Source organism: Phaeobacter sp. CC-HEC084 (assembly GCF_059429255.1).
The window spans coordinates 56215-69481 of sequence record NZ_JCAIJQ010000007.1; the positions used below are offsets into that span (position 1 = coordinate 56215).

A 13267-nucleotide genomic window follows, 5' to 3' on the forward strand; every position below is an offset into this window, starting at 1 on the left:
AAGGGTGACAGGGTAAAAAGATATGGGTGATTATGACGATCCCTTTGCCGAGCCGGGTGATACCGACAAGACGGTGATCAAGCCCAATCCGGGCGGGCGGCGCGCGACCGCGCCCATGCCAAGCCCTGAACCCTCGGTGCCACCGGCCGAGCCGACGGCAGACCCGGATGCCCCGCCAGCACCTGAATCCTATGGGGTGCCCCAGGCCGCCGCTGCTGCGCCAAAATCTTCCTCTGGAAAAGCTTCGCAACTGGCGCTGACTGGGATGAACCAGCTGACGGCGTGCGCCGCGACCCTGTTTGCCCTGATCAGCCGTATCCGGAACCGCGCGCAGCACATGGACCCGGACGCTTTGCGCAAAAGCGTCGTGGCCGAGGTGCGCGCCTTTGAAAACCGCGCCTTGCAGGCGGGTATTCCGGCGCAGACAGTCAAGGTCGCGCGCTATGCTCTGTGCGCGACGCTGGATGATGTGGTGCTGAACACGCCCTGGGGCGGGCAGTCCAGCTGGGGCCTGCAATCCATGGTGGGCACTTTCCACCGCGAAACCGTGGGGGGGGACCGGTTTTACGACCTGCTGGCGCGGCTGGAAAAAGAGCCGGGCGCCAACATCGACATGTTGGAGTTCCTCTACATGTGCATGTCGCTAGGATTCGAAGGCCGCCTGCGCGTCGAACAGGGTGGCAGTGAGAAACTGATGCAGATCCGCGCGGCGCTGGCCCGGATTATCCGCAATCAGCGCGGGCCGCTGGAATGGGATCTGTCGCCACATTGGGAGGGGGTGAAAAAACCCTTCAAGGCGCTGTCGGCCTGGCGTCTGGTCTGGATCGCGCTGGCGGTGACCGGCGCGCTGTTGGTGCTGCAATATGCCGGCCTCAGCTGGGCCCTGTCGAACCAGACCGAGAATGTCTCTGGTCGCCTTGCGATCATCGATTCCGGCCCTGCGGCGCAGCTGGAGCGGCGCGCGCCGCCGCCCCCTCCGCCGCCGCCTGCGCCCACGATCGAAGAACAGGTGGCCAAGGTGTCGGGCTTCCTTGATCCCGAGATCAAGGAAGGCATCGTCGAGGTGTTTCAGAAGGGCAACCTGCTGATCATCCGGCTGGCGGGATCCGGCATGTTCGGCTCTGGCTCTGACAAGCTTTCCGATGCTTTCAAGGGGCCGGTCAACCGTCTGGCCGAGTCGCTGAACGATGAAAAGGGCAAGGTCATCGTCGTCGGCCACTCCGATAATATACCGATCCGCTCCTCCCGGTTTCCGTCAAACATGGCGTTGTCGCTGGCCCGCGCCAAATCGGTGATGGCGGGAATGGCCGAAGTGATGACAGATCCTGACCGCCTATCCGCAGAAGGCCGGGCTGATAAGGAACCTATTGCCGACAACGGCACCCGTGAAGGCCGGGCCAAGAACCGCCGGATTGAAATCCTTCTGGTGCAGGAGATTGACGAATGATCCGCCGCTATATTCTGCCGCTGTTCAGATCCCTCTATTTCGTGCTGATCCTGCTGGCGGCCGGTCTGTCGGCCTGCGTGTGGTATTTCGCGCCATTCATCGGCTCGGAGGACTGGCGCCCCTTTGACAGCATCCTGTCGCGAGGCATTACCATCGGCGTGATCTGGGTGGTAATCCTGATGATCATCGGTCTGGTTTTCTGGCGTCGGCGGCGCCGGGATCGCCAGATGACCGAGGATATGGCCGAGGCCACGGAGGTGCCGGAAGAGGACGATGTGCTGGCCGAAGAAATCGGCGAGTTGCGCGGCAAGTTCAAACAGGCCATGGCCGAATTGCGCAAGTCCAAGAACGGGCGCCGTCACCTCAGGGATCTGCCCTGGTACGTGATGATCGGCCCGCCCGGCGCGGGCAAGACCACGGCGATTGTTAATTCCGGCCTGCAATTCCCCCTGGCGGACAAGATGGGCAAGGCCGCGATTGGAGGCGTCGGCGGCACCCGCAATTGCGATTGGTGGTTCACCAATGAGGCGGTGCTGATCGACACTGCCGGGCGTTATACCACGCAGGAAAGCGATGCGGATGCGGATAATGCCGCCTGGCTGGGCTTTCTAGGCCTGCTGAAAAAGTACCGCAAACGCCAGCCGATCAACGGGGCGATCATCGCGATTTCCTTGTCAGACCTGTCCCTTCAGGATGAGATCACCCAGAAATCCCACGCCCAGGCCGTGCGCCGCCGCCTGTCCGAGCTGCGCGAGAAACTCGGCGTGCGGTTTCCCGTCTATGTGCTGTTCACCAAGGCTGATCTGATCGCGGGGTTTCAGGAGTATTTCGATGCCCTGGGCAAGGAAGAGCGCGAACAGGTCTGGGGTTTCACCCTGCCGCTGCCCAAGGGCAAGAAAGAGGCTGCCCCGATTGCAGGCTTTGACGAGGAATTTGCGGCTCTTCTCGGGCAGTTGAACGCACAGCTGTTGGAAAAGATGCAGGGCGAAAGCGATCACCAGCGGCGGGCGCTGGTGGCGGGTTTTCCGGGGCAGGTGGCCTCGATGCGCCGCGTGGCGCGCGATTTCCTGACCGAAGTCTTTCAGGATAACCGCTATGATCAGCGTCAGATGCTGCGCGGGGTCTATTTCACATCGGGCACCCAGGAAGGCACGCCGATCGACCGGCTGATGCTGGGTATGGCGCAGACCTTCGGCATTGGCCGTCAGGCCATCGGAACCGGGCAGGGCAGTGGGCGATCCTACTTTCTGACCCGCTTGTTCGAAGGGGTAATGTTCCCCGAGGCCGGGCTTGTCTCTGCCGATGACAAGGTTGAGCGCCGCTATCGCTGGACCCGCCGCGCCGCCATCGCCGCCACGGTAATCTTTGCCTCGGTGACCGGGGCGCTTTGGGTGAATTCCTACCTGAAGAACGCCGCCTTGATCGAACAGGCCGCCGGGCAGGCCGCAGCCTATCAGGCGGCCGCGGCCGAACTGCCGCCCAGCCCGGTGGGCGATACCGATCTGGTGCCGGTTGCCGCTGCGCTGAACCTGCTGCGTGACATGCCCGGCAACCCGGTTCTGTCGGATCCGGAGCCGGAGCGCGCCATGACCTATGGTCTTTATCAGGGTGAGGTGATCGGAACAGAGGCGGCGCAGACCTATCGCGCCGCGCTGAACCAGCGGCTGCTGCCCCGTCTTCTGGTCCGGTTGGAAGAGCAGATCAGCGCCAATATGAACAACCCGGATGTTCTCTATGAGGCGCTGAAGATCTACCTGATGCTGGGGCTTCAGGGGCCGATGAACCCCGACCTGGTCAAGGAGTGGATGCAGCTTGACTGGGAATCGGTGGCCTACCCCGGAACGGTGCGGGCGCAGCTGCGGGCGGATCTGATGGATCACCTGACGGCGATGCTATCCCAGCCGATGACAGAAATCGCGCTGAATGGTCCGCTGGTGGAGCAGGCCCAGAATATCCTGTCGGAAATGCCGCTGGCGCAACGGGTCTACAATGGCATCATCAATTCAAACACTGCCACCAGCCTGCCGAAATGGCGGCTGACCGATATCGGCGGGCCTTCGGTGAAACGAGTGCTGGTGCGCAGCTCCGGCAAGCCGCTGAACGAGGGTGTCGAGGGCATCTTTACCTATGACGGATTTCACAACGTCTTCCTGCCCGAAGCGGTGAGCGTGTCCGAACGTGTCCAGCGCGAAGTCTGGGTGCTGGGTGACCGCGGCGGTGAGCAGATCCAGAGCGAAGCCGCGCTTCTTGCGCTCAGCCGGGATGTGCTCGACCTTTATTACAACGACTATATCACCCGGTATGATCAGGTGCTGGGGGATGTGGACATCGTGCCGCTGGAAAGCCTCAGCCATGCGGTCGAGGTGACCAATGTGCTGTCCGGGCCGACCTCTCCGATCACCAATATCCTGACGGCGGTCAGCCAGGAAACCAGCCTGGCGGAGGACCGCTCGCAACTGAACACGGAATCCCTGGGCGAAGGCGTGTCGCAGGTGGCAGCCATCGAAACCCGGTCAAGCCTGTCTATCCAAGGACAAATCCTGCTTGAGGCACTTGTCAGCTCGGCATCGACCGCCTCGGGCGAGCCGCCAAAGCCACCGGGTGCCTATGTGCAGGACCGATTCCAGTGGTTGCACGATCTGGTGGCCCGCCCCGAAGGGCAGCCCTCGCGGCTGGACGACCTCATGGTCTCTCTGCAACTGGTCTATCAGGAGCTGAACAAGATGTCGTTCAGCGGCGTTACCTCGGGCGAAAGCGGGCAGGCCCTACTGCAGTTCCAGCAAACGGCCTCGCGGATCGACGGGCCGGTGCAACGCTGGGCCATGCAGATCTCGACGGGCTCTTCCGGCATTACCTCGGAAGGAACCCGCGCCTCGATCAATGCCCGCTGGCAGGCCTCGGTTCTGCCCTTCTGCGAAAAGGCGCTGGATAACCGCTATCCCTTCAACCGGCGCGCCCGCGCCGATGTGGCGATGGTGGATTTTGCAAAACTGTTTGCGCCGGGCGGGCTGATCGACAGTTTCTTTGACGAGAACCTGCTGAAATATGTCGATACCCGCAGCCGCCCTTGGACCTGGAAACGCGTCAATGATGTCGATCTCGGGATCAGCCAAGCGGTGCTGGAACAGATGCAGTATGCCGCTGAAATACGTGATGCCTTCTTTGCCGGTGGGGACACGCCGGTGGTCCAGTTCCAGATCACCCCCAAGGCGCTGGATTCAAAGGCCAAGGAGGTTCTTCTGGAGATCGACGGCACGCAGGTGTCCTATAATCACCGGATGGGACAGCCCACGCCGGTTGCAGTGACCTGGCCGGGGACTGTCGGCCTGGCGCGGATCACCCTTTTGCCGGACAAGCGCAATATTGAAAACGTTCTGTCGCGGGATGGGCCCTGGGCCTGGTTCCGGTTGTTGGACGCCGCCGAGGTACGCCGGACCAACGTCACCGACCGGCGGCGGGTGAACTTCCGGGTTGGTGGGCGTCTGGCCCTGTTCGAGCTGCAATCGGGATCTGTCGTAAATCCCTTTGCCCTGCCGGCGATGGCAAAATTCAGCTGCCCGAAGTCGATGTGATGGAGGCAGGGTTCGGAGCCTTCGGCAAGATGCCCTCGGTCGGAGATTTTTTCCGGATCAACATGCCGGGCGGTTTTGTCCGCCTGTGGGATGGCTGGCTGCAGCAGGTGCTGCTGGCCGGGCAAAGCGCCTATGGCACCGCCTTTGATCGCAGCTATATGTCAGCGCCGATCTGGCGGTTTTCATTACCCGCGGGCCTTGCCGGGCCGGAAAAGCTGACGGGGGTTCTGATGCCCTCGGTTGACCGGGTCGGCCGCCGGTTTCCGCTGACACTGGTGGCGCCTCTGGCCACGCCGGGGCCTGCGGCACTGGATCATTTCACCGACACAAAGCTGTTTGAGCAGCTTGAGGCGATTGCCCTGGATGCATTGGAGGACAGCATGACACAGGACAAATTATCCGCAGCCCTCGGCGCGGTGCAGCCGCCCGCCATGCGCGCGGTGGCGCCGCTGCGCACATCGGGCAACACGCTGGTGCTGACCGGCGCTGGTCAGACGGAGGATCTGCCAAACACCGTGGCGGCGGCCTTGCTGGACAGCCGGGCTGCTGATACCAGCATCTGGACTGCGGTTCTGGACAGCGGCCCGCGGATGATGATGTGCCCGGGCCTGCCGCAAGGCGGGGCTGCAATGGGTCTGTTCGATCTTACGGCTCCCATCTGGCAGGAGGCCCGGCCGCTATGAATCCGATGCACCCCTATCGCTATGCCGTTCAAACCCATGTCGGCCTGCAACGCAAGGTCAACGAAGACGCGGTGCTGGCGCTGCCGGACCATGACATCTGGCTGGTTGCAGATGGGATGGGAGGCCATGATGCCGGCGATTATGCCAGCCGTCTGATCGCGGATTCCGCCGCGATGATCCCCGGTGGGCTGGATCCGGCGGCCAAGATGCACGCCTTGCGCGATGCCCTGCAAGGCGCCCACCGCGCCATCCAGGCCGAGGCCACGGCGCGGGGGGGCGGCACCATTGGTGCAACGGTTGCCGCCCTGATCATGGCGCAGGGCCATTTCGCCGGTATTTGGGCCGGCGACAGCCGTATCTACCGGCTCCATGGCGGGCAGATCGACATGCTGACGGCAGATCATTCCGTGGTCGCCGAATACGTCCACTCCGGCAAGATGAGCTGGGATGAGGCGGATCAGCATCCGCAATCCAATGCCATCACCCGCGCGGTCGGGGTCGGGGAGGATCTGGAACTCGACAAGGTGCGCGGCACCGCCGCAAGCGGAGACAGGTTCCTGATCTGCTCGGATGGGCTGACGAAATATGCCACCTTCTCCATGCTGGAGGATATTCTGTCCAGCACGCCCTTGGAAACCGTCGCCGAGCGGCTGGTGCAGGTCGCACTGACCGGGGGCGGGGCTGACAATATCTCGGTGATCGTCGTCGACGTGCTCTGACGGGCGCCGGTCCGACAGGCCGCAATCAGGGGCGGGCTGTCACCAATATACGGCTGTCCAGCGACAGGATCCGGCTCGCATCCTCTGCCGCGCTTTGCTGCAGCGCTTCGGCAAAACCAACCGCGCTTTCCGATGTGGGACGCATGCCCGCGAACAGCGGTTCCGAGGAATGCAGGACCAGAATACGGCTTTTGCCCAGGGTGCTGTCATCCACCTTGAACGCCAGCCCGCCGGTTTCTGCTGCATCCTGCAAATCAAAGGCGACGCGCACGGAAAACGGCCCGATCTCACCATCTCTGAGGTCCGCAATCGCATTCTCGGGACGTCCGATATTGGGCAACAGATGAAAGACGTTGCCAGAGACATCCAAGATTGAGACGGTCAGAAAGCCGTCGGTCATGTCTTCCGGCAGGATCACGTCGATGACCGGATTTTCCCCGACGAAGAACCGCCCCGATGGGTTCGGCGTGCCTTCCCCGCCAAGGGTATAGCTGACCTTTGCCCCGCCCGCAGGCGCCTTGGGCAGGCGTTGCTCTACAACGCAAAGGGCGGGGTTCAGCACTTCGGCGTCCAGAACCACCTTGCGATCACCCGCGATGGCGCGCAACGCATCGAACAGAGCAACCCGGGTTGATGTTTCCGCCAGCCGCCCGGTGATCACGATGGAATCCTCGGGCGCAAAGCCGCCGGTTCCATCTGTGCCGGACAGTTGCAACGGGCCGCAGTCCTGATGATCAGCGATCACCGACAGGATCTCTTCCCGCGCCAGAACAGGCAGTTTGAAAACGATATCGACCGCGCCGTCCAGTGCTCCCGGCAGCCCATCGGCAAACCGCGCGTTCAACGACGCCGCGAGTTCGGCATCCTGCGTCACGCCGCTCAGTCTGCCTTGATTGTTGCTGACGGCAAGGCGCCATTCACCGAGTTGATCCAGCGGCGCAATGGTTGCCAGTACATCGTCGCCCCAGCTGTCGGCGATTGCCCCCGACGCCAGCGAGACATCCGTGGTTTCAACCATGTCCTGCAGCGCAGTGAGGCTCGCCTCAGACGGCATGTTCCCGGTTGCCCGGGCCGGGGCCCCTGCGGATTTTTCAATAATCAGCGTGAAAGGTTCGGCAACCGGCAGGGATGGTCCAGTGAGATTGCCAAACAGCCCGGCGAAATAGCCGCCAACGCCCAGACCCAGCACACCCATAAGGAGGATAACCGCCACGAGGCCACCGCGCCCTTTTGCCGGTTTTTCGTCTACCGGAGGCGTCGAGGGCGCAGGTTTTGCGGTTGGCGCTGCGGTCTTCGGAACAATGATCGTGGCTTCTTCCGCCGGGGGTGGAGTGTCTGCCTTGGGCGGCGTACCAGCAGGGCGGGGGTCCGGGTCATCGATATAGGCCAGAACCTCTGCTGCGTTTTGAAACCGGTCCGCAGGATCCGGCGCGCACATGCGGTCGATCAACCCCTTCAAGGGTTCGGGCACACCCGATGTATCCAGCGGCTTCTGCTTGTTTTCCACCACTTCCATCGGGTTTGCGCCCAGCGACGGCGGCGCACCGCGAAAATTCGCCAGCAGCAAGGCGCCAAGCGAGTAGATATCCGACCGGGCGTCGGTTTGCCCGCTCATCTGCTCGGGCGCGGCATAGGAGTATTTGCCGGCGAATTCATTACCGACAATCGTCTGGGCACCTGGGTTGGTATCCTTGGCGATGCCGAAATCGATGATCACGGCCTCGGCCGGATCACCGCCGCGCAGGATGATATTGTCCGGGCTCAGATCCCGATGCACGATCTTGCGCGCATGGGCGGCTTGCAGACCCTGCGCCACGCGTTTGCAGATGATCATCAGATCATCGGCAGACATCGGTCCCTGTTTCAGCTTCCGGTCCAGCCCCGGCCCGTCGACGTAATCCATCAGCAGGTAGATATGCCCATCCGGGGTGCGGTGATTTTCCGAATAACGCACCACCGCGTCATGGCGGATTTCGCGGATGTTTTCCTCGCGGGCCATCAGGACCTGAAAGTCCTCGTTGGCAGAGAGTTCCTGTTTGAGAACCTTGATCGCCACCAGATTGCCGGAGATTTCCGAGCGCGCCTTGTAGACATCCGAAGTGCCACCGCGACCCAGCAGCATCTCGATCCGGTAGGTGTTGTTCAGCAGATCACCGGGTTGAAAAATATCACCGGGGCGGGATTCGATCATCTGTCATGTCCCGCCTTGTACCCGCCCGAAGCGACGTTCATCCCTCAGCCCAGAGCCTGGAACTCGACACGGCGGTTTTCATCGGCCCGCGGATCGTTTTCATCAAAGGGCGCGGTTTCCCCCATGCCGATCGCTTTCAGCATGTCCTCGGGAATGCCGCAGGAGCCGATCAGATGGCGCCGAACTTCCTGCGCCCGCAGCAGAGACAGGCGTTCATTGTATTCGGCCGAGCCCGAACTGTCGGTGTGACCGATGATTTGGAACACGGTGCCCTGCATCAGCTTCATCGACTCGCACATATTGGCCAGCTTCGGCTCCTGATCCGCGCGCAGGGCTGCGCTGTCGAAATCAAAGGAAATCTGGACGTTGATCTGCGATTGCCGCTCAACCGGGTTATATTCTTCCGCAGCAGCAGCAACGGTGGCCGTTTCCGCAGTGTCGTCGCTCTGCGCCGCAGAGGACGTCGCCGCGTTCGGCACGATGACCAGACCGCGGGTTTTTTGCTTCTTGAAGGCTTGGGTGATTTCTTCGACCGAGGGGCTGTCATCGGCAGACTGGGCCATAGCGTCAGGCGCCTGCAACACACCCAAACTCAGAATACAGGCAGAAATAATGCGAAACCGGACCATAACCTGTCCCTTACGTTGAAAACATATACTGAATAAAAGCCTATACCACACTTGTTGATCTGCCAATGGGCCGCCGCAAACAGCGCTGCAAAAACCCCTATACTCTGCCCTATCCGCGAAGGATGGAATTGAGGGCTTTACGAAGGCTGGCTCAGGGCATTCAATAGGGGCGTAGTATGTTGAGGGTTCTATGCGCGTCGTTTCGGCAGTTATCATCGCGACAGGCATCGTCCTGGCGCCCGTTGTCTGGTTCGGCCTGAGCTGGCTCATGTCTGATGAAGACTATGCAGGCGGGGCCGTCGATTCCACGGCGCGGATCGAACTGGAAATGCTCCGTCAGCAGATCGAGGATCTGCAACTCCGGATGAGTGACCTTCAGACAGAGATTGCGCGCCTGCCCGCGGGAGGAGCAGGCTCCAACGCCCCTTTTCTCCCGGACGCTGACGCCGAGCGTCAGATCTGGGAGCAAACCGAAGGTACAGACCTTGATTATGCGCAGGTGGTGCTGATCGCAGACCGGCTGAATGTCAATCGCGGCCTGAACGTGGCCGGGGGCAGGTATCTGTCCGAAAAACTGGGGCGCCCGCGTGAGGATCTGAGCGACAGCTGCCAGCCCATGACCAACCCGGAGCTGAAGGAAAAACTCGTAACCGAGCAGGTTGGTCCGATCCGTGTCAGCATGCTGCAGCCCGCGATCGAGAGCCTGCGGATCGTGTTCGAAAACATCCGCAGCGTCGACCCGGACCTTTATTCGCGCATCAACACCGCCGGCGCCCTTTGCGTGCGGCGGATCCGCGGCACGGTGAACTCCCTGTCGACGCACAGCTACGGGCTGGCGGTGGATCTCAATATCGACGGCAAGTTGGATAATTTCACCGATGGCAAAACGCAGCTGGGGCTGACGATCATGGCCGATTTCTTCTTTGATGAAGGCTGGGTCTGGGGGGCCGGTTTTGGCCGCGAAGACAGCATGCATTTCGAAATCAGCCGCCGCCAGCTGGACACCTGGATCGCGGAGGGGCGACTGTAATCAGCCCCGACGGCATCACAGTGAACGCAGCAGGACCTTGTTAGAGCCAAGCGCCGCAGCGATTTGCTGGTATTGCACAGCTCGGGCGGTCGATTGGGCGGCGGATCTGAGCAGGAGCGTCTCCGCCTCCTCAAGCGCAGAAACGGCTGCGGCAGCCGCCTGCCGCTTGCGGGTGGATGCCACCGCCACCAGCGGGCGGGAGGATTTCGTATTGGCATCCGAGTGTTGCACCACTGCGCGCGGGGCCTGCGGATCGCGGTTATCACGCGCGATCTTGCGCAGATTGGCAGCCGTCTCACCTATGGTTTTGCGCGCGTCCTGATACCCGGACAGACCGGACATGCCCTCAGCCAGCTGCTCCATGCGTTCTGCCATGCAATCGACAAGATAGGCCCCGCTGCTGCTGCAGAACTCGGGAATGGCATTCAGCCGCATAACCACTTGCTGCGGCGTCGCAACACGGTTTGCCACCGACAGGCCCGGACTGGTTGTACCCTCACCACCGTAGCTACCCTCACTGCCACCATAGGTGCCTTCGCCTGTGCCCCCGGTTTCCTGCGCCGCAACCGGGCCGACCAGAACAAGCGTCAGGATAACCAGATATCGCAGTACCCGCATGACGTCCTCCCGCTTCCGTTGATTACCCGTCCAACCCATAGGCCCGCCGGATGCCGCGCTGCGTGCCGGGACCGAAATCCCCATCGATCGAGCCTTGGTAAAAATCATTATCTTTCAGCTTGGCCTGCAAAGCCTTGCGCGTTTGATCGGTGAACATCCTCGGCCGCTCGCTGAGCAGTTTCAGAACATCCGAACTGCCGGACCGCAAAGCCGCGTAAAGATACTGCGCCGCGTCTTCGGGGTCCTTGTTGGGGATCAGACCGTCATCGATCAGGGCTGCAAAATTGAACTGGGCCTGCGGATGACGCAGATCCGCGGCCCGCTCAAAGAAGGTCAGGGCCTTTTGCGGATTGGCCGGCAGACCCAGCCCGCCCTGGTAATGCAGGAACCCAAGATCATTGATCGCATCGGCAAAATTCTGATCCGCCGCCGCCCGGTAGAGCGCCAAAGCCTTGGCCGGATCCGGTTCAACACCCGTGCCCCGCTCGTACAGCTTTGCCAATTCAAACTGCGCTTCGGGAGATCCCGCATCCGCAGCCCGCTGCAAAAATTCAATCGCGGCGGCCGGATCAAACCGGTCCTGGTTTGGGTTGAGCCGGATATAGGCCAGCCCCAGCATCGACCGGGTGTCTCCAAGCTCGGCAAGGGCGAGAAGCTGTTCCTCCTGATCCGGTTTCAGTGCCGCCCAGGCATCCGTGCTACCCGCGCTCTCATTTCCGCCAGCCAGATAGAAGGGCACCCCGGTAAGCGAACCATAGGTATGTGGTTCCTGCAGGTTTCCGGTTTTCTGAAGCACAAGATCGCGGACCTGCCGAAACATCAGGCTGATCTCCAGACCGGGCTGAACCATCTTTTCCATCAGCGCCAGCGCATAGGGGCTGTTCTCTCCCCGGCCATCCAGCGCGACCTGTCCATCCTTGGCGGCAAAGGCCACCAGCGTTCCGCGATCCGGGTTTGCAGGGGCCAGACCTGCACGTTCGGGTGCCGTCGATGCATTCGTTGTTTCCGAAGTGTCTCCCGCCAATGCATCGCCAAGGGGGTTATCGCGGCAGCTGTCCAGGATCACGATGCGCATCTTTCGCGCTTTCTCAACAGCCGCCAACAGCTGCTTCAGCGACGCGGACTGGCGCTCTACATCCCTGTTGCTTTGCACCTGAACATCAACCGGGATCAGGAAATTTTCGCCCTGCACCTCGACCCCGTGACCGGCAAAATAGATCAGGGCCAGATCGGCAACCTCGGCGCGGAAGGCAAAGCCTTCGAGCATGCGGGTCATGTCTTCGGCACCGACGTCGATGCCAAGGGTCACGTCAAACCCGATCCCCTCCAGGGTTTCCGCCATCCGCAGGGCATCGTTGCGGGTGTTGTCCAGCTTTGGCAGATACTGGTAATCAGCCATCCCCAAGACCAGCGCCGCACGATCAGTCGCGGCCACGCTCGCCACAGGCAGCATTATGGTGGCCAATGTCAAAAGTATTCGAAACACAAAGCTCATGATCGCACCGGGCAAAACTGATTACACATCTTGAGTGTAGCCGTTGCAGACGGTGAAGCAAACGATCAATCCGGAGCCTGCGCGATCTTCGTCCTGATGGATGATATTATCGCGCGGCTCAAACGGGAAACGCCGCCTGGGGCAGGCGGCGTCTTTGTTGTTCAGGCGTTTTGCAAACCGCCGGGAGAGAGTAGTCTTTCCCGCAGACGTTCCAGGGTGACCCCTTTGGCGGCGGCAGGCAGATCGGCCGGTCCGGATTTTTCCACCTGGTCCTGGACGCGCTCATAGAATCCCGACAGCCCGGCGAGTGTCTGGATTACCAGATCGAAATCCTGCAATGCACGCAGTTCCGCACTGGTAGGGCGGGTACCACGTTCCATGACCGTGAGAGCAACATCCTCCAGCTCTTGAATTTTGACTTTCAGCTGGTGCATTTCCCAAGATGAAATGGTGCAGAGATCTTTCAGGGCTTTGTCAGGATGGTCCATATCAGAGCCGCCCAACCACTTGTTCGATCGCCTGCTTCATCGTTGCAACCGTGAAGGGTTTGCGGATGATGTTGTTCAGGCCGAGTTTCTTGCCAACTTCGATGATCTCAGGAGTCGGTTTACCCGTCACCAGGATAAACCCGACACGCTGGGTCACCTGATGGCCACGAACCGCTTGCAGCAGGCCAAGACCATCCATGCCGGGCATGTTGTAGTCGGACAAGACCAGGTGCACCGGAGTCTTCGTAATCTTCTGGAACGCGGATTGTCCGTTGTTTTCCACCATGTAGTTCTTGACGCCAAGCTCATCCAAGCATTGCGTCAGAATCCCGCGGCTCGTTGACATGTCGTCCACGACCATGACGCGAAGAGAGTCTTTCAAGCTCATTTGTTTT

At 61.2% G+C, this 13267-nt stretch carries 11 protein-coding genes; 5 read left to right on the forward strand and 6 right to left on the reverse strand.

The genetic code is table 11. From position 1 onward, the window contains the following. Nucleotides 1-22: 22 nt before the first annotated feature. From icmH to AC5SSZ_RS17070, 4 genes are read left to right on the forward strand one after another with little or no spacing between them, the layout of a single operon-like run. The gene (icmH, locus tag AC5SSZ_RS17055) at nt 23-1447 is read left to right on the forward strand and encodes a type IVB secretion system protein IcmH/DotU (RefSeq protein ID WP_495439007.1); all 1425 of its coding nucleotides are present in this window, start codon (nt 23-25) and stop codon (nt 1445-1447) included. Beyond that, the gene (gene tssM / locus AC5SSZ_RS17060; protein ID WP_495439008.1) at nt 1444-5019 is read left to right on the forward strand and encodes a type VI secretion system membrane subunit TssM; all 3576 of its coding nucleotides are present in this window, start codon (nt 1444-1446) and stop codon (nt 5017-5019) included. The genes icmH and tssM overlap by 4 nt, the downstream gene beginning before the upstream one ends. Then, complete coding sequence (gene tagF / locus AC5SSZ_RS17065) at nt 5019-5702, forward strand: type VI secretion system-associated protein TagF (protein WP_274830712.1); 684 nt, start codon at nt 5019-5021, stop codon at nt 5700-5702. Before tssM ends, tagF begins: the two co-directional genes overlap by 1 nt. Next, nucleotides 5699-6421, forward strand: a complete 723-nt coding sequence (locus AC5SSZ_RS17070; protein ID WP_274834027.1) for a PP2C family protein-serine/threonine phosphatase — start codon at nt 5699-5701, stop codon at nt 6419-6421. Before tagF ends, AC5SSZ_RS17070 begins: the two co-directional genes overlap by 4 nt. Nucleotides 6422-6446: 25 nt before the next feature. On the opposite strand, the gene AC5SSZ_RS17075 is transcribed toward AC5SSZ_RS17070, so the two are convergent. Together AC5SSZ_RS17075 and AC5SSZ_RS17080 are read right to left on the reverse strand one after the other, a co-directional pair. Continuing rightward, the gene (locus AC5SSZ_RS17075) at nt 6447-8612 is read right to left on the reverse strand and encodes a serine/threonine protein kinase (protein WP_495439011.1); all 2166 of its coding nucleotides are present in this window, start codon (nt 8610-8612) and stop codon (nt 6447-6449) included. Nucleotides 8613-8656: 44 nt separating this feature from the next. Beyond that, on the reverse strand, nt 8657-9175 hold the full coding sequence (locus tag AC5SSZ_RS17080; RefSeq protein ID WP_495439013.1) for an OmpA family protein: 519 nt from the start codon (nt 9173-9175) through the stop codon (nt 8657-8659). Nucleotides 9176-9431: 256 nt separating this feature from the next. Between AC5SSZ_RS17080 and AC5SSZ_RS17085 the strand changes: the two genes are divergently transcribed. Then, the gene (locus tag AC5SSZ_RS17085) at nt 9432-10271 is read left to right on the forward strand and encodes a M15 family metallopeptidase (protein WP_495439015.1); all 840 of its coding nucleotides are present in this window, start codon (nt 9432-9434) and stop codon (nt 10269-10271) included. 15 nt (nt 10272-10286) lie between these two features. Here the strand turns inward: AC5SSZ_RS17085 and AC5SSZ_RS17090 are convergent, their stop codons facing one another. The 4 genes from AC5SSZ_RS17090 to AC5SSZ_RS17105 all read right to left on the reverse strand — a co-directional run bounded on the left by AC5SSZ_RS17090 (nt 10287) and on the right by AC5SSZ_RS17105 (nt 13260). Further along, nucleotides 10287-10889 (reverse strand): hypothetical protein, encoded by a 603-nt coding sequence (locus AC5SSZ_RS17090; RefSeq protein ID WP_495439017.1) that lies wholly within the window; start codon nt 10887-10889, stop codon nt 10287-10289. A gap of 22 nt (nt 10890-10911) precedes the next feature. Continuing rightward, nucleotides 10912-12342, reverse strand: coding sequence for a caspase family protein (locus AC5SSZ_RS17095; RefSeq protein WP_495439019.1), 1431 nt, complete (start codon nt 12340-12342; stop codon nt 10912-10914). Between the two features lie 203 nt (nt 12343-12545). After that, a complete protein-coding gene (locus AC5SSZ_RS17100) occupies nt 12546-12872 on the reverse strand; it encodes a DUF8776 family protein (protein ID WP_274830705.1) in 327 nt (108 codons plus the stop codon). Between the two features lies 1 nt (nt 12873). Continuing rightward, on the reverse strand, nt 12874-13260 hold the full coding sequence (locus AC5SSZ_RS17105) for a response regulator (protein WP_274830704.1): 387 nt from the start codon (nt 13258-13260) through the stop codon (nt 12874-12876). Between the last annotated feature and the right edge of the window lie 7 nt (nt 13261-13267).